Genomic DNA, 14,967 nt, shown 5'->3' on the forward strand with positions numbered 1-14,967 from the left:
TAGACATAGTCTTTTATGCCGTTGGTTATATTTGAAGTATCGTGTGAAAGAAATGATAAAGGTGGCCTGAAAAGACCACCTTTTTTGTATGTGTCGGTTTGAACTTAATCTCTATCGATTGCGAACGCAGACCATGCTTGACGTGTCGGCATCACTTCGACTCGGTTAATGTTGATGTGATCTGGCAAGGTTGCGATATAAAACATCTGCTCGGCAATATCCTCTGCTGACAACGGTGTAGTGCCTTGGTAAAGGTTGTCTGAAGCCGTCTGGTTACCTTTAGTTCTTACAAGAGTAAATTCCGTTTCTGCAATACCAGGGGAGAGGTCAGTCACTCGTACCCCTGTGCCTTGTAAGTCACAACGTAGGTTGTAACTGAACTGCTTTACGAACGCTTTACTGGCACCATACACATGGCTTCCTGGGTAAGGCCACTGTCCGGCGATTGACCCAACATTGATGATTGAGCTTCCTGCGCCTTTTTTAATTAACGTAGGCAACAGCGCATGAGTAACATTAACCAAGCCTGTGACATTGGTATCGATCATAGTGTGCCAGTCTTTCAAGTCCACATCAGGCGCGCCTTCTGGTGCCAAAGCTAACCCAGCATTATTGACCAATGCGGTAATCGATGAAAATTCAGCGGGTAATGAATCAATGGCTTGTTTTACGGCGTCTGCGTCTCGAACGTCGAGTTGAATTACATGCACAGGCACCGTTAATTCTTCCTTTAGGTCGAGTAGCCTTTCGATTCGACGACCAGACAGCACTAACGACCAGTTATCTTCTGCGAAACGTTTTGCTGCCGCTTTGCCGAAACCAGAGGTTGCCCCTGTAATGAACGCTATCTTATCCATAAATACATCCTTCTAATTTGAAATTAACATAAGTAGTGCCATGCCGATCAAAATCGGCGCGGTCGTTGTTTTTGCAGACAAGTTCGGTACTGATAGATACAGTTTTTGCCCCAGTACATTGCCAATCAAAGCTGCCGGTAATAGCCATAAACCTGTGATGAACGATTCTTGGTTAAATGCGCCAATCCATATGAAGCCGATCAGTGAAATCGCTGAACTCAGCAGAAAAAACACAATCGCGGTGGCTCTCTGTTCACTGGTTTTAATGGTCAGGTTCATCAAATACGTCACTAATGGCGGACCTCCTGAAGAAGCGGTGGTCATGCTAAACCCCGAAATGGCTCCCGCCCAAAACGCGTGTCGTTGGTGCAACCAAGTGAGGCGTAAGTCCAAAATAATCAGCGTGCTAGCGACCAAAGACATCATCGCGATAAAGGCCTTCAAGCCTGATTCCGATATCGTGCTAATGAAATACAGCGAGAAAGGCACCGCAACCAACATGCCAATACACAGCGGCGCAATAAGCCGGATATTGATGGTGGTTTTACTTCGCTTGAGCAGAGGAAAGGCACTTAAAAAGTCCAACAAGATAGCGATGGTTACCGCTTGCAATGGTGGAACAATAAAGCTGAGGGAAAGCGCTACGATAATCGCAAACCCAAATCCTGAATAGCCTCGAACTACTCCTGCAAACAGAATCAATGTCATCGCTAATCCTAATTCCACTCTTGCTCACCTCTTTGCTTTTGATATTGCTGCTGCGTTAATTAGCGTTCGATGAGACCTGTCTCGTCTGCCTTTCAATCTATTCACACCTAAGAGTTTTGAATAGAGCCAGATCGACGATTGGATTGGGTCAGGCAGTTTGTTGGATCGGGGATGAGACTTGGGCTGATGTACTGGCCCAATGTTTTGTTGAAACTGACACTATGACCTCCGCCCTGTTTGGGATGAAGATTATTCCATCCGATAGCGCAGCCTTTTCAATGTCGTGTTTTGTGTCTTTCATTCTCGAAGACGAGCCAAGCACGAGCGGCTGTGAATCTAGTGTTGTTAATGGAGACGATGAAATGGAAGTATCAACAGAACAGCTTGTGAACCAAGATATTATCGACCTCGACAAGAGCGTATTTCATTCTTGGTCGATTCAAGAAGCAGCGGAGCCTATCGCCATTGCGGGTGGGCAAGGATGCAAAATGTGGGACTACGAAGGTAAAGAATACCTTGATTTTAGTAGCCAACTGGTTAACACCAACATTGGTCATCAGCATCCACAAGTGATCAAAGCGATTAAAGATCAGGCTGATTCATTAGTGACCGTTGCCCCTGCGACCGCCAACCTCACTCGTGGTTTGGCGGCTAAGCGTATCTTGTCGAAAGCGCCAAGCTCGTTTAAGAAGGTGTTCTTTACCAATGCAGGGGCAGATGCCAACGAAAATGCGATTCGCATGGCGCGACAATTCACAGGGCGCGACAAGGTGCTATCTGCTTACCGTTCTTACCATGGCAATACAGGTACTGCTATTGCTGCGACGGGGGATTTTCGTCGAATTCCAAACGAGTATAGCCGTGGGCACGTTCACTTCTTCAATCCATTTCTCTATCGAAGCGAATTCAACGCGGCGACTGAGGCAGAAGAGAGTGAGCGTGCCCTGCAGCATTTAGAGCGAGTGATTGAATGCGAAGGACCAACGGCGATTGCGGCGATTATCCTAGAGACGATTCCGGGAACGGCTGGTTTTCTCATTCCGCCCAAAGATTACCTTATCGGCGTGCGTGAGCTGGCAACCAAACATGGCATTCAGTTGATATTCGATGAAGTCATGGTCGGCTTTGGTCGCACGGGTAAGTGGTTTGCGTTTGAGCACTTTAATGTCGTGCCAGATCTGATTACTTTCGCGAAAGGGGTGAACTCGGGTTATGTGCCGGCTGGTGGCGTGGTGGTCAGCGAACCGATCGTTGAGCACTTTAAGTCAAACTTCTTTATGGGCGGCTTAACGTACTCTGGTCACCCTTTGGCGATGGCTTCTATCGTTGCAACGCTCGATGTGATGGAGCAAGAGGGCATTGTCACACATGCTGATAACGTCGGTAACAGCGTTCTAGGGCCGCTCCTACTGAGCCTTCAAGAGTTGCACCCTATGATTGGTGATGTGCGCGGTAAAGGGATGTTCTGGGCGGTTGAGCTGGTGGAAGATCGTGAAAGTAAAACACCTTTAAGCAATGAAAAAATGGGGCAATTGAAAGCGCAATTGACCAAGCGAGGCCTGTTGACCTTCATTGTGAATAACCGCATTCACGTTGCGCCACCTTTGGTTATTCAGCCAAGCGATATAAAGAAAGGCGTTAAGATCATTGATGAAGTGTTGTTTGAACTCGCTTCTTAATTCTTCAAAATATAGCTGACACAGAAACACAGGCACTTTGGTAAAGAATTCCCCGTTCTTTTCAACGTGCCAAACCTAACCTTCAGAAACGACAAAAGAGCATCGATTGATGCTCTTTTTACGTTCTTTCACTAAATCAGTCTGGTCAAACTGCTCTTAAGTGATGCTAGATCTTCATCACCTCTGACAGCTCTTTGATACCGGGTGCGATCAGATCTTTGTCGATGGCGTGAAAGCCCAATCGAAAATAGGAATTGGGGTCATATTCTGACAATGCTTCACAGCCCGATTCCGTTTCGGTATTCGTCATAAAGTGTGAATAGCCTGTCTCAATCAATATGCCCTTTTGGGCGGCTCGTGAAGCTAAACGCTGGCTATTGATGTGGCTGGGCGTTTGTAGCCACAGAGAGTTGGCCTGCTCGCTTTGAGCCAGTCGCTTGCAGTCAGGTAAGTACTTCAAGACAGCATCGTTGATCAGCTTCCAGCGCTGGCGAGTGTTTTCCCTAAAGCGCCTCACAAAGCTGTCGTAGTAGCCTTGTTCAATAAAGTGAGCCACTTCCATCTGAACGCGGCTTGGTGCGTGTCGATACATCAAGCGACGCAGTATTCTAAGATCGTAGATCAACTCTTCAGGTGCCACGATGTAGCCTAATCTCAAGCCGGGTGCTAATAGCTTAGAGAAGCTGCTGACGTAGATGACACGTCCTTCTTTGTCACTGGCTTTTAGCGCGGGTTTAGGATTCCACTCCACGTTGCACTCGGCGTCATAGTCATCTTCGATAATTACCGCGTCATTGGCTTTGGCCATTTCAAGTAACTGAGTTCGACGCTCATCACTCATGGTGACGCCGGTTGGAGCTTGATGGCTAGGCGTGACATAGAAGTGATCACACAGTGAAGAGTGCTCATTGAATCTCAATCCTTGTTCATCCACTTGATGCGGGTGTAACTGCGCGCCAGAGAGATTGAAGATGTGATTCGCTTCTTTGTAGCCGGGGTTCTCGACTCCGACTCGACTCTGATGGTTCATGAGCAAAGTCGAAATCAAATACAGCGCATTCTGCGAACCTAAGGTTATGAGGATCTCATCACTTTGGGCATGAATACCGCGCTGTGGGAGCACCCTTGTGCGTATCTGTTCGACCAGCATGTCGACGTCTTTATCGACCTTGTCGCAAAGCCAGCGGTGATCATGTGGGTCTGAGGTGACCTTTCTTGTCGCTTCTCGCCATTGAGCTAATGGGAAGTCATTGATAGAGGGTTGGCCAAAAATAAATGGGTATTGGTAACAACTCCAATGCGAGGGTTTGACGATGCGTGGGTATTGGCCCAATTGCAGCTTAACGCGTTTGCTCCAATCCGGTGCATTGTCGCTGTCGGCTGATTCAAAATGATCCAAACTCGCGTCGATAGTATCACTCGGGTTTTCATACTTTTCTGAAAGGTAATAACCACTGCGAGGCTTACTGATGAGGTAGCCATCGTCGAGCAAACTGTCGTACACCAACGAGACAGTATTGCGTGAAACACCCAATTGGCTAGACAGCTTACGACAAGACGGAAGCGCTTGTTCAGCCGGAAAAATACCATTCAATATCGCCGTCACCAAATAGCTACGTACTTGTTCTTGCAGGCTTCTTTTGGAATCAAACTCGATGAAACAATTGTGATTTATCGCCATGAGATACAGTCCTTATTCTCAGTGAACCTCAGTCCAATTTGTATAAAAGAGCAAGAAATGCGCCAGAGTTCATATTGATGTTTTAAGAGTGTGTTTTGCTCTCTCTCAACCCCGAAAATTACGTTGTCCCAAACTAGAAAATCGTTCTGTCCCAACCTGAAAATTAAATTGGCTCTACGTCTCCGATGCATTCCGTTCATAAAGTAAAGGCAGGCAAATAATCTCGATAAGGAAAGCGTATGAAACAGGGAATGACGATGAAGGCATGGGTTTCAACAGCGGCAGCGACAGTTGTACTGGGTTGTTTTGGAGTCGCACAAGCATCGGAGCTTGCAGCCATCGAAAAGCAAGGCTTCATGAAAGTGGCGACAGAAGACAACTACTCTCCATTCAACTATATCGACCGCGGTAAGCCTGCGGGGATTAACAAAGATTTGCTTGATGAGTTACGTGAATATTCGAAGTTCGATATCGAACAAGAGATCTTACCTTGGACAGGACTACTCGCTTCGGTATCTGCGGGTCAATATGATGTGGCGTTAACTGGCGCGATCATTACCGATGCTCGCTTGAAGGCCTTTGATTTCACTCCACCTATCGCTTCAGCGCAGCATTACTTCTTAACCAGAGCTGACGCGGAAGATATTAATACGGTAGCCGATTTAGATGGAAAAACAGTGGGCTTACAAGCGGGCAGTGCTTTGCTAGAAAGGCTTCCAGAGCTCGAAGTGATGCTCGAAGCACAAGGCAAATCTTTGGGTAAAGTGGTGCAGTATCAATCCTACCCAGAAGCGTATTCCGACTTGGCAATCGGCCGAATAGACTATGTGATCAACAGTGTGGTTTCAGTTAACGAGGTAGTGAAGTCGAAGTCAAAGGTATTCAAAAAAGGCGAAGCAGTCTCTGGCCCAGGTTTCGTTAGCTGGCCAGTTCCTAAAGATAATCCTGAGCTTTTGGCTTACCTAACGGAATTCTTCCTACACCTTGAGCAAACAGGAAAAATGGCAGAGTTGCAGAAGAAGTGGTTCGGTGAATCGTTCGACCAACTCCCTTCAGAAGCCATCACTTCGGTTGAGCAGTATCACAAGCTAACAGCCGTTCAATAGATGAATAAGCATGCGCCGACACAAACAGTTAGCGGCTGTTTGTGTCCATGCCAATGGGTTCAAAGCGGTTTAACCCATGAGTCTTTGGCGCACAATCTATCGAAAGAAGTCGCTGATCAAAGAGGTCGTTTATGGATTATTACGCTTGGGAACAGTTACTACAGGGCGCGTGGGCAACGGCATGGATATCGGCAGTATCGATTGTATTAGGTGTCGTCATCGGCCTAATGATTGCCTTAGTTAGAATGATGAAAATCCCGTTTGTGGATCAAATGTTGGGTATCTATGTCAGCTGGGCACGAGCAACGCCTTTGGTGACACTGGCTCTGTTTATTTTCCTTTCTTTTCCGTCATTTGGCATCAATTTAGATAAACACGTTTCTGCTATTTTAGCTCTCACACTCAATACATCGGCATTCAATGCAGAGATTTGGCGCAATGCCTTTCTTAACTTTTCAAAAGGACAAATGGAAGCGGCAGAAGCCATTGGTATGAGACGTATCACTTATTTTCGCCGCATCATGTTCCCGCAAATGGTGATCATGAGCCTACCAGCGCTAGTCAATGAGATGTCGTTCTTAATCAAAGGCAGCCCAGCGATTGCGGTGATCGGCATCGTCGACCTAACTCGTGTCACCAATCGAATCTCTGCGGTTACCTATGAACCACTTGGGCCGATTCTATGTGCCGGTGCCATTTACATGTTGATTATTGGCGTGTTGGTGAAGTTGCAAGCGGTGGCTGAAAACCGAGCTACTTATCTGCAGTAGTAAGTGTGGCTATCAGAAATCTACCTCAGTCACAGCTATCAACAACAACCACAGTTTAGCCGTCATGGCTACTTGGTCAGAAACACCATTTACCTGCTTGTGATGCGTTATTGAGCGGGTAAGTTTAAGGAGTAAATATGGAAGAATGGAATATTATCTGGCAACAAAAAGAGCTGTTTGCTTCAGGGTTTGTGACCACATTTTATCTTTTTGTTTCGTCTTCAATCTTGAGTTTCATCATTGGCATCGGTTTGTTGTATTGCCTCGAAAACTCAAAACTTGGTGTGAAGTACACCATCAATAGTTTGATAGGCATGATGCGCACCTTGCCGTTTCTTATCTTAGCGTACCTGCTCTATTACGGGTTGCCGCAGGTTGGTATTCGACTCGATGCGATTACAGCGGGAATCATCGCGCTAAGTCTCTATCACGGTACCTATTTTTGTGAGATTTTCCGAGGTGTTCGTAAAGGATTAGAGCCAGGTTACATCGAAGCGGCGCACGCTTATGGCTTCTCTAAATTCAAAACATTTACCCGAGTTATTACCCCAAATGTGTTGTTTAAGTCGGTTCCACTGATCACGAACCAACTCATCATCTGCTTAAAAGACACTGCGTTTCTTAGCATCATCACCGTCGCAGAAATTACCGCGGCCGCCAACAGCATTCAATCAACGTACTTCATCCCATTGAATGCGTTCATCATTGCTATCGCGCTCTACTGGGCCGTGAGTATTGCACTTGAAACCATCACCAAACGAATCCAAACCAAAGTTGAACTTAGAGGACTTAGCCATGCTTAAACAATCAGAGATTATTGAAACGGAAGCACCGATTAACCCTTCTTTGGGCGTGAATTTGGAAGTGATTGAGTGCGAGCCACTATTGGAAGAACGAGAGACGATCATCAAGGTTGAAAACCTGTCGAAACAGTTTGATGGCATCGAAGTACTGCGAGACATCAACCTCAACATCAACAAAGGCGATGTGGTGAGTATTCTCGGCTCGTCAGGTTCGGGGAAATCGACGCTACTGCGTTGCATGAACTGGTTAGAGCAGCCAGAGCGCGGCACGATTTTTATGGGTGATGAGCGTATTGGTATCAACTCTGAAACGGGTAAGCCACTCAAATACAAAGAGTTGGCGAAACTTCGAGAGCGTCTTGGAATGGTTTTCCAAAGCTTCAACTTGTGGCCGCATTTAACCGTGTTGCAAAACGTTATGGAAGCGCTCGTTCACGTTAAGAAGATAGCGAAATCAGACGCCGAAGAGATGGCACGTAAGCAACTCGATAAGGTTGGGATGTCGCACAAACTAGAGAACTACCCAAGCATGTTATCGGGTGGGCAAAAGCAACGTGTCGCTATTGCCAGAGCTCTCGCGATGGAGCCGGATGTGTTGCTGTTTGATGAACCAACGTCAGCACTCGATCCTGAATTGGTCGAAGAGGTGTTGTTGGTGATGAAGAAACTGTCGCAAGAGGGCTACACCATGGTGGTTGTGACACATGAGATGGAGTTTGCGCGTCAGGTATCGGATCAGGTGGTGTTTCTTGAAAAAGGCATATTGATTGAAAAATCCAACCCAGAGAAGTTTTTCACTAACCCAGATTCATCAAGGGTAAGACAGTTCCTCAAGCTTGATTCATGAGTTAGATAGCTTGCACAGCTTCAAGGTTCGATCGTTAAAAAACTCCGTCAGAATTTGTCGGAGTTTTTGTATGTTAGCTTTTTCTTCCCAAACCTAAACTTAAGCCTAAAACTATACAAATGGCCATGTGGCGCTAACCAATACTATCAATATGAATCACCACAGAATCGGGTCGCCAGTATTCCAACTCGCAATCCATTAGTTCACCGTCCTGTTTGTAGTTCACCCGGCAGATCTTCAGCACCGGTTGACCCTCAGCCAAATTTAGCGCCTTAGCGACATAGGCTGGGGCTGAAGTGGGAATTACATCAAAACGCGAGCGTTGGGTCTCGTAGCCGTATTTTTCTCGGTAGATGCCTGTTAGTGACATGGTGAGGTTTTCCGACAAGACACCATCAAATAAGGGCGCTTTCAGTACATTTTCAACAAACAGCACTGCTCTACCATCAATAAAACGCAAGCGCTCAATCACGTGTATTGGCGTTATCTGCTCTATCTCTAATGCTTTGGCGTAATCGCCTGTCGCCATCTCTGTACGGGTGCTGAGCAGTCTGGTTTCTGCTATGCGGTGTTGTTCGCGAATCATTTGATGAAAGTGAGAACGTGACAATGGGTTATAGCGAACACGTTCGGGTGACACATACCAGCCACGGCGCTCTTCTCGGTATATCAAACCTTCGGTTTCCAGAGACACCAACGCATCTTTGAGCGTGATTCGTGTGGTGGAAAACAGTTCGCTAAGGTTTCTTTCTGATGGCAGTTTTTGCCCTTCAATGAAGATACCTGATTGAAGCTGCTCTCGAATACTCGCCTTAATTCTTCCTAACTGTGTCCCTGATTGCCCGGTGCCCAATGTTCTCATTACTGATCTAGTCCATAAGTTCGTGTGCTTAATAAGGTAAACCATGGAGTTAACAGGAATGTGACAGTAAACAATGGCTTATTGTCATATGAGTGAAATATAACTGCCACGTAAATGCACTCGAACTGTCAAATAACTTACGGCAAACCGTCACATTCCGGCTATAGCATACAAAACGAACTTACTGACCTAGTCCAGAAGGATAGAGACAATGAAAACTTTGCTTAGCCGTTCAACTGTATCGCCAGCTAAATTAATCGGTTCACCTGCAAAATTGATAGGCACAACCGCTAAATTGATTGGTGTAACAGGACTTACGGCAACACTTTCAATGCCAGCGATGGCGAAGGATGCTGATCTTGAGTCACTGATTGAAGCCGCTCAAAAAGAGGGTGCAGTTTACAGTGTGGGTATGCCAGACAGTTGGGCAAACTGGAAAGGCACATGGACTGACCTGAAAGCAAACTACGGTTTGAAGCATCAGGATACCGATATGAGCTCGGCGCAAGAGATCTCGAAATTTGAAGCAGAGAAGAAAAACGCAACCGCTGATATTGGTGATGTGGGTTTCGCATTCGCACGTGTGGCCGTAAAGAAAAACGTCACTCAGCCATACAAACCAACCACTTGGAATGACATTCCAGACTGGGCAAAAGACAAAGATGGTCACTGGGCTCTGGCTTACACAGGTACTATCTCGTTCATTTCAAACAACAACCTTGTTGAAGATGCGCCGAAAACTTGGAGTGACCTACTAGAAGGCGACTACAAAGTCACAGTGGGCGATGTCGGCGTAGCCGCGCAAGCAAACAACGCGATTTTAGCGGCAGCATTTGCTAATGGCGGTGACGAGTCGAACCTGAAACCAGCGATTAAATTCTTTGGTGAACTAGCGAAGCAAGGCCGTCTATCTTACACAGATCCAAGCATTGCGAACCTTGAAAAAGGCGAAGTGGAAGTAGCAATCATGTGGGACTTCAACGCATTGAACTACCGCGACAAGATCGACCGTGAGCGCTTTACGGTAAGCATTCCACAAGATGGCTCAGTGATTTCTGGTTACACCACCATCATTAACAAATACGCACAAAACCCGAACGCGGCGAAGTTGGCTCGTGAATACATCTTCAGCGACCAAGGCCAAATCAACCTAGCAGAAGGTTACGCACGCCCAATCCGCAGCAACATTACGCTACCTCAATCAGTACAAGACAAGCTGATCTCAAACGATGAATACAGCAATGTTCACCCAGTGACTGACTTCTCAGCATGGGAAAAATCAGCACGTCGCCTGCCACGTCAATGGCAAGAAAGCGTATTGATTCACCAGCAATAACCCCGCTTAACACACCACCTGTAACGGGTGGCTTATAGAAACAAGCAATAGAGATTAGACCATGAGCAATAAGGTTATCCTTGTTGTTCTAGATGGACTGAACTATCAGGTAGCCCGTGATTGCATGGGCTACCTGAACGGTCTTCTAGAACTAAGTGATATGCAGATAAAACAGGGCGATTCGCACAATAAACAGAGCACTTCGCAGAGCACGCAAAAAAACAAGCTGCGCGCCACGCTTTACCCTGTGCAATGTGAGCTGCCATCTATGTCACGCCCGCTGTATGAGTGCATTTTAACTGGGGTTCGCCCTGTCGAAAGTGGCATCGTTAACAACCAAATCGTGCGTTTATCGAATCACGAGTCGATCTTTAGCTTGGCTAAATCGCAGGGCAAAGTGACGGCTGCTGCGGCATATCATTGGGTGAGTGAGCTGTATAACCGAGCGCCGTTTGACGCTGTGCGTGACCGTTTTACCAACGATGAAAGCATGAACATTCAACACGGCTGTTTCTACCATTGGGACCACTACCCAGATGAAGCCTTGTTCTTGGATGCAGAGCACTTGCGCGTGACTCATCAGCCTGATTTTTTACTGATTCACCCAATGAACATTGACGACATGGGACACAAGCATGGGCTGGATTCTCGCCAGTACCGTAATAGTGCTCGTGGCGCGGATATTTACCTATCAAACTATCTTGAGAAATGGGTAGACGATGGTTATCAAGTGATCATCACCAGTGACCACGGCATGAACAATGACTTGTCTCACGGTGGCATTCTGCCTGAAGAGCGTGAAGTGCCATTCTTTGTGATTGGCGATAAGTTCACACACCAAGCCTGTTCAGTGAAACAGACCGATATCTGCGGCAGCGTCTGTCAGTTACTCAACCTTGAACACGATAAATCTTACACTCAGGAATTGTTGGCCTTATGAGCTGTTCTGTAATTACGCAGAGCGATGGCTCTGCGCTTCAACCCAAAACCAAATCTTTGTTTCAACGCTTCAAGCCCGCTTTGTGGCTTGCGCCTTTCGCGCTGTTTTTCTATCTGTTCCAACTGGCACCTATGGTTTGGGTGCTGATCAACAGCTTCTTCTACGACGATGAGCTCTCTCTCGAAAACTATTCTGAAATATTCGACTCTGCCTTCATGATGCAGGCCTTCGGTAACAGTTTATGGCTGTCGATTTGGTCGAGCATTGTTGGCTTAGCGATTGCGACTCTGCTCGTTTCTTCATTGCGCCGCGTTGATTCTAAAATCCGCGATGCGGTGATTGCGTTTACCAACATGAGCAGCAACTTCTCTGGTGTGCCTTTGTCGTTCGCCTTCATCATCATCTTGGGCACTAATGGTGCGATCACCTTATTGCTCAAGCAGTATGGATTGCTGGGTGATTTTGACTTGTACGGTAAGTGGGGTTTGCTAGCGATTTACATCTACTTCCAGATCCCGTTAGCGGTTTTATTGCTGTATCCAGCGTTTGATGCCTTGAGTGACAATTGGCAAGCAGCTTCGGCATTGCTTGGCGCGAAAACTTGGCAATACTGGACCAAAATAGCGCTGCCTGTGTTATCTCCGGCTTTGTTCGGCACCTTCATCATCTTGATTGCCAATGCGATTGGCGCCTATGCGAGCGTGTATGCCTTGACCTCGGGCAACTACAACGTGATTACGATTCGAATCGCGAGCTTGGTATCGGGCGACTTGTTCTTAGAACCAAACCTAGCCGCCGCAATTTCTGTGATTCTGATGGCGATGCTGGCCTTCATCACCGTGATTAACCAATGGCTGATCAGCAAAAGCTACGCAGGGAAGAGAAAGTAATGAATACCGTAAATACTCGCTTTCATAAAACGGTTGTCTATTCGATTGTCGGCATCATGGTGATCCCGATCTTAGCGACCTTTATCTACTCGATCTCTTCTCGATGGGGCGCGACGATCCTGCCGGATGGCTTCACGTTAGATTGGTATATCAACCTGCTGACCGATCCTCGCTTCTTACAAGCCTTTGGTCGTTCGCTATTTATCTGTGTGGCGGCGCTGTCATTGAGTGTGGTGTTGGTTCTGCCTGCGATTTTCGTGGTGTTTTACTATTTTCCGAAGCTCGACAAGGTGATGAATATCCTGATCTTATTGCCATTTGCTGTGCCACCTGTGGTGTCGTCGGTTGGCTTGCTTCAGTTGTATGCCGATAGCGAAATATCACTGATTGGCACACCGTGGATCTTGATTGGTACTTATTTCACCATCGCGCTGCCATTCATGTACCGCGCGATTGCCAACAGCTTTGAAGCGATCAACCTGCAAGACTTGATGGACGCGGCACACCTGCTCGGCGCGAGTACTACTAAAGCATTCTTGTTGATTATTCTGCCAAACCTTAAGAAAGGCTTAATGGCGTCACTGTTCTTGTCGTTCTCGTTCCTATTGGGCGAGTTCGTGTTTGCCAATATCTTGGTGGGTACACGTTACGAGACACTGCAAATCTACCTATACAACATGCGTCAAACCAGCGGCCACTTCACGTCAGCCCTTGTGATGACGTACTTCCTGTTTATTTTCTTACTGACTTGGTTGGCAAGTCGTTTCAGCCAGGGAACAAAATAATGAGCTATGTAAATGCAAAAAACCTCACCAAGAGCTTTGGTGACAACACGGTGTTTGAAGATATTGAATTTTCCATCGAGAAGGGCGAATTCATTACTCTGCTTGGCCCGAGTGGCTGTGGTAAGTCGACTCTTCTGCGTAGCTTGGCAGGCCTGAATCCTGTTGATGGTGGCGAGATCTGGGTCAACGGTGAAGAGATTACTCACCAAGTGCCACAACAGCGTGGCATCGGCATGGTGTTTCAATCTTATGCGCTGTTCCCAAACATGACGGTTGAAGGCAACATTGCGTTTGGCCTTAAGATGAAAAAGCTTGCTGCCGATGAAATTAAACACGAAGTCGCGAAAGTGATTGGGCTGGTGGACTTAACGGGCAAAGAGAAGTTCTACCCGCATCAGCTATCGGGCGGTCAACGCCAGCGTGTTGCCTTGGCAAGAGCTTTGGTGGTCAAGCCGCGTATTTTGTTGTTGGATGAGCCGCTTTCGGCGTTGGATGCGAAGATCCGAAAGCACCTGCGCCAACAGATCCGAGATATTCAAAAAGAGATGAATCTGACCACGATCTTCGTGACTCATGATCAGGAAGAAGCGATGATCATGTCTGACCGTATCTTCTTGATGAACAAAGGCGAGATCGTACAAGCGGGGACACCCGAAGAGATCTACACTCAACCTGCCAATGAATTTGTGGCTGGGTTCATGGGACACTACAATCTGGTGCAAGCGAACAAAGCCAAGCAACTTTTCAATATTGAAACAGAATGGAAAGTGGCGATTCGACCTGAATCTATCTACGTGAAAGAGCAAGGTCGACAATATGGCGAGCATATCTCCGCGCCGAAAACGGGCACCATTCGTAACCACCAGCTCTTGGGTAACGTGATTCGCTACCAAGTGGACGTTGATGAGTGTGAATTAACGGTCGACCTACTCAACCGCTCCTCTGAACGACTGTTGGCAAACGGCAGCCAACTTGAACTCCTGTTTAACCTTAACGAAATTCAACCTGTGAGAGCCTAAGATGTTCAAACCTTTGTATGTATTTGATATGGACGAAACGCTGATCAATGCCGATGCAGCGATGCTCTGGAATGAGTTCTTGGTTGAAAAGGGCATTGCCACAGCGCCCAACTTTATTGAAGAAGATAAGCGCTTAATGGGCTTGTATTCGGAAGGCAAATTGAACATGGAAGATTACCTCACGTTTTCCATGCAGCCTTTAGCCGATATGCCAACAGAGCAAGTCAGCGCTTTGGTGGAAGAGTGTGTCGAGCAGCATATTTTGCCTAAACAGTTCAAGCAGTCGAAACCTTTGATTGAACAGCTAGAAAATGACGACATCGATATGCTGATCATCTCTGCCAGCGTGACCTTCTTAGTGGAAGCTGTGGGGCGTAAGATTGGCATCGAGAATGCACTTGGTATCAATTTGATTGAAAACCAAGGCCGCTTTACGTCTCAGATCTCAGGTGTACCAAGCTACCGTGAAGGCAAAGTGACGCGTTTAAAAGAGTGGTTAGACAATCAAGAAACCAACTATTCAGATATCCACTTTTATACCGATTCAATCAACGACTTACCTTTGTGTGAACACGCCGATTTTGCTTATTTGGTGAACCCGTGTCCGCGTTTGAAAGCGTTAGCAGATCAACCGAATTGGTCGATTCTCAACTGGGATTAACGCTGATCCCATCTTTGAATTAT

Annotated in this window: 15 protein-coding genes; 11 read left to right on the forward strand and 4 right to left on the reverse strand. The window is 46.8% G+C overall.

Annotation, left to right across the window (positions count from 1 at the left end):
• Positions 1–104 precede the first annotated feature (104 nt).
• Both BCU07_RS14960 and BCU07_RS14965 read right to left on the reverse strand, forming a co-directional pair.
• Positions 105–857 (reverse strand): SDR family NAD(P)-dependent oxidoreductase, encoded by a 753-nt coding sequence (locus BCU07_RS14960; RefSeq protein ID WP_017061222.1) that lies wholly within the window; start codon positions 855–857, stop codon positions 105–107.
• Between the two features lie 12 nt (positions 858–869).
• A complete protein-coding gene (locus tag BCU07_RS14965; RefSeq protein WP_017066352.1) occupies positions 870–1,565 on the reverse strand; it encodes a sulfite exporter TauE/SafE family protein in 696 nt (231 codons plus the stop codon).
• Between the two features lie 362 nt (positions 1,566–1,927).
• On the opposite strand from BCU07_RS14965, the gene BCU07_RS14970 reads away from it, so the two are divergent.
• On the forward strand, positions 1,928–3,244 hold the full coding sequence (locus BCU07_RS14970; protein WP_017066353.1) for an aspartate aminotransferase family protein: 1,317 nt from the start codon (positions 1,928–1,930) through the stop codon (positions 3,242–3,244).
• Positions 3,245–3,410: 166 nt separating this feature from the next.
• Here BCU07_RS14970 and BCU07_RS14975 read toward each other — a convergent pair whose 3' ends face one another.
• Positions 3,411–4,925: a PLP-dependent aminotransferase family protein gene (locus BCU07_RS14975; RefSeq protein WP_102428100.1), complete on the reverse strand. Its 1,515-nt coding sequence runs from the start codon at positions 4,923–4,925 to the stop codon at positions 3,411–3,413.
• Positions 4,926–5,164: 239 nt separating this feature from the next.
• Here BCU07_RS14975 and BCU07_RS14980 point away from each other — a divergent pair, with 239 nt between their 5' ends.
• From BCU07_RS14980 to BCU07_RS14995, 4 genes are all read left to right on the forward strand, one after another.
• Positions 5,165–6,031: a transporter substrate-binding domain-containing protein gene (locus tag BCU07_RS14980; RefSeq protein WP_065584482.1), complete on the forward strand. Its 867-nt coding sequence runs from the start codon at positions 5,165–5,167 to the stop codon at positions 6,029–6,031.
• Between the two features lie 131 nt (positions 6,032–6,162).
• Entirely contained in the window at positions 6,163–6,801 is a 639-nt protein-coding gene (locus BCU07_RS14985) for an amino acid ABC transporter permease (protein ID WP_017061227.1), read from the forward strand.
• Between the two features lie 137 nt (positions 6,802–6,938).
• The gene (locus tag BCU07_RS14990; protein WP_017061228.1) at positions 6,939–7,604 is read left to right on the forward strand and encodes an amino acid ABC transporter permease; all 666 of its coding nucleotides are present in this window, start codon (positions 6,939–6,941) and stop codon (positions 7,602–7,604) included.
• Positions 7,597–8,451: an amino acid ABC transporter ATP-binding protein gene (locus BCU07_RS14995; protein ID WP_102428101.1), complete on the forward strand. Its 855-nt coding sequence runs from the start codon at positions 7,597–7,599 to the stop codon at positions 8,449–8,451. Before BCU07_RS14990 ends, BCU07_RS14995 begins: the two co-directional genes overlap by 8 nt.
• A 133-nt stretch (positions 8,452–8,584) precedes the next feature.
• Here BCU07_RS14995 and BCU07_RS15000 read toward each other — a convergent pair whose 3' ends face one another.
• Complete coding sequence (locus tag BCU07_RS15000) at positions 8,585–9,313, reverse strand: UTRA domain-containing protein (RefSeq protein ID WP_102428102.1); 729 nt, start codon at positions 9,311–9,313, stop codon at positions 8,585–8,587.
• Positions 9,314–9,524: 211 nt separating this feature from the next.
• Between BCU07_RS15000 and BCU07_RS15005 the strand changes: the two genes are divergently transcribed.
• The 6 genes from BCU07_RS15005 (at position 9,525) to BCU07_RS15030 (ending at position 14,944) form a co-directional block, all read left to right on the forward strand.
• The gene (locus tag BCU07_RS15005; protein WP_102428103.1) at positions 9,525–10,649 is read left to right on the forward strand and encodes an ABC transporter substrate-binding protein; all 1,125 of its coding nucleotides are present in this window, start codon (positions 9,525–9,527) and stop codon (positions 10,647–10,649) included.
• A 61-nt stretch (positions 10,650–10,710) separates the two neighbouring features.
• On the forward strand, positions 10,711–11,589 hold the full coding sequence (locus BCU07_RS15010) for an alkaline phosphatase family protein (RefSeq protein WP_102428104.1): 879 nt from the start codon (positions 10,711–10,713) through the stop codon (positions 11,587–11,589).
• The gene (locus tag BCU07_RS15015; protein WP_102428105.1) at positions 11,586–12,479 is read left to right on the forward strand and encodes an ABC transporter permease; all 894 of its coding nucleotides are present in this window, start codon (positions 11,586–11,588) and stop codon (positions 12,477–12,479) included. The genes BCU07_RS15010 and BCU07_RS15015 overlap by 4 nt, the downstream gene beginning before the upstream one ends.
• On the forward strand, positions 12,479–13,264 hold the full coding sequence (locus tag BCU07_RS15020; RefSeq protein ID WP_017070181.1) for an ABC transporter permease: 786 nt from the start codon (positions 12,479–12,481) through the stop codon (positions 13,262–13,264). The genes BCU07_RS15015 and BCU07_RS15020 overlap by 1 nt, the downstream gene beginning before the upstream one ends.
• Positions 13,264–14,283: an ABC transporter ATP-binding protein gene (locus BCU07_RS15025; protein ID WP_017065126.1), complete on the forward strand. Its 1,020-nt coding sequence runs from the start codon at positions 13,264–13,266 to the stop codon at positions 14,281–14,283. The genes BCU07_RS15020 and BCU07_RS15025 overlap by 1 nt, the downstream gene beginning before the upstream one ends.
• 1 nt (position 14,284) lies before the next feature.
• Positions 14,285–14,944 carry an HAD family hydrolase gene (locus BCU07_RS15030; protein WP_102428106.1) on the forward strand — a complete coding sequence of 220 codons (660 nt, stop codon included), beginning with the start codon at positions 14,285–14,287 and terminating at the stop codon, positions 14,942–14,944.
• Positions 14,945–14,967 lie beyond the last annotated feature (23 nt).

The sequence above is a fragment of the Vibrio sp. 10N.261.54.E10 genome (genome assembly GCF_002877735.2).
Lineage (GTDB): Bacteria > Pseudomonadota > Gammaproteobacteria > Enterobacterales > Vibrionaceae > Vibrio > Vibrio crassostreae_C.

Excerpts from the sequence above, each read along its gene's own strand:
- BCU07_RS15025 (WP_017065126.1), top strand. The coding sequence starts at position 13,264 with ATGAGCTATGTAAATGCAAAAAACCTCACCAAGAGCTTTGGTGACAAC.
- BCU07_RS14970 (WP_017066353.1), top strand. The coding sequence starts at position 1,928 with ATGGAAGTATCAACAGAACAGCTTGTGAACCAAGATATTATCGACCTC.
- BCU07_RS14995 (WP_102428101.1), top strand. The coding sequence starts at position 7,597 with ATGCTTAAACAATCAGAGATTATTGAAACGGAAGCACCGATTAACCCT.
- BCU07_RS15010 (WP_102428104.1), top strand. The coding sequence starts at position 10,711 with ATGAGCAATAAGGTTATCCTTGTTGTTCTAGATGGACTGAACTATCAG.
- BCU07_RS15020 (WP_017070181.1), top strand. The coding sequence starts at position 12,479 with ATGAATACCGTAAATACTCGCTTTCATAAAACGGTTGTCTATTCGATT.
- BCU07_RS14990 (WP_017061228.1), top strand. The coding sequence starts at position 6,939 with ATGGAAGAATGGAATATTATCTGGCAACAAAAAGAGCTGTTTGCTTCA.
- BCU07_RS14960 (WP_017061222.1), bottom strand. The coding sequence starts at position 857 with ATGGATAAGATAGCGTTCATTACAGGGGCAACCTCTGGTTTCGGCAAA.
- BCU07_RS15005 (WP_102428103.1), top strand. The coding sequence starts at position 9,525 with ATGAAAACTTTGCTTAGCCGTTCAACTGTATCGCCAGCTAAATTAATC.
- BCU07_RS14980 (WP_065584482.1), top strand. The coding sequence starts at position 5,165 with ATGAAACAGGGAATGACGATGAAGGCATGGGTTTCAACAGCGGCAGCG.
- BCU07_RS14985 (WP_017061227.1), top strand. The coding sequence starts at position 6,163 with ATGGATTATTACGCTTGGGAACAGTTACTACAGGGCGCGTGGGCAACG.
- BCU07_RS15000 (WP_102428102.1), bottom strand. The coding sequence starts at position 9,313 with ATGAGAACATTGGGCACCGGGCAATCAGGGACACAGTTAGGAAGAATT.
- BCU07_RS15015 (WP_102428105.1), top strand. The coding sequence starts at position 11,586 with ATGAGCTGTTCTGTAATTACGCAGAGCGATGGCTCTGCGCTTCAACCC.
- BCU07_RS14965 (WP_017066352.1), bottom strand. The coding sequence starts at position 1,565 with ATGACATTGATTCTGTTTGCAGGAGTAGTTCGAGGCTATTCAGGATTT.
- BCU07_RS14975 (WP_102428100.1), bottom strand. The coding sequence starts at position 4,925 with ATGGCGATAAATCACAATTGTTTCATCGAGTTTGATTCCAAAAGAAGC.
- BCU07_RS15030 (WP_102428106.1), top strand. The coding sequence starts at position 14,285 with ATGTTCAAACCTTTGTATGTATTTGATATGGACGAAACGCTGATCAAT.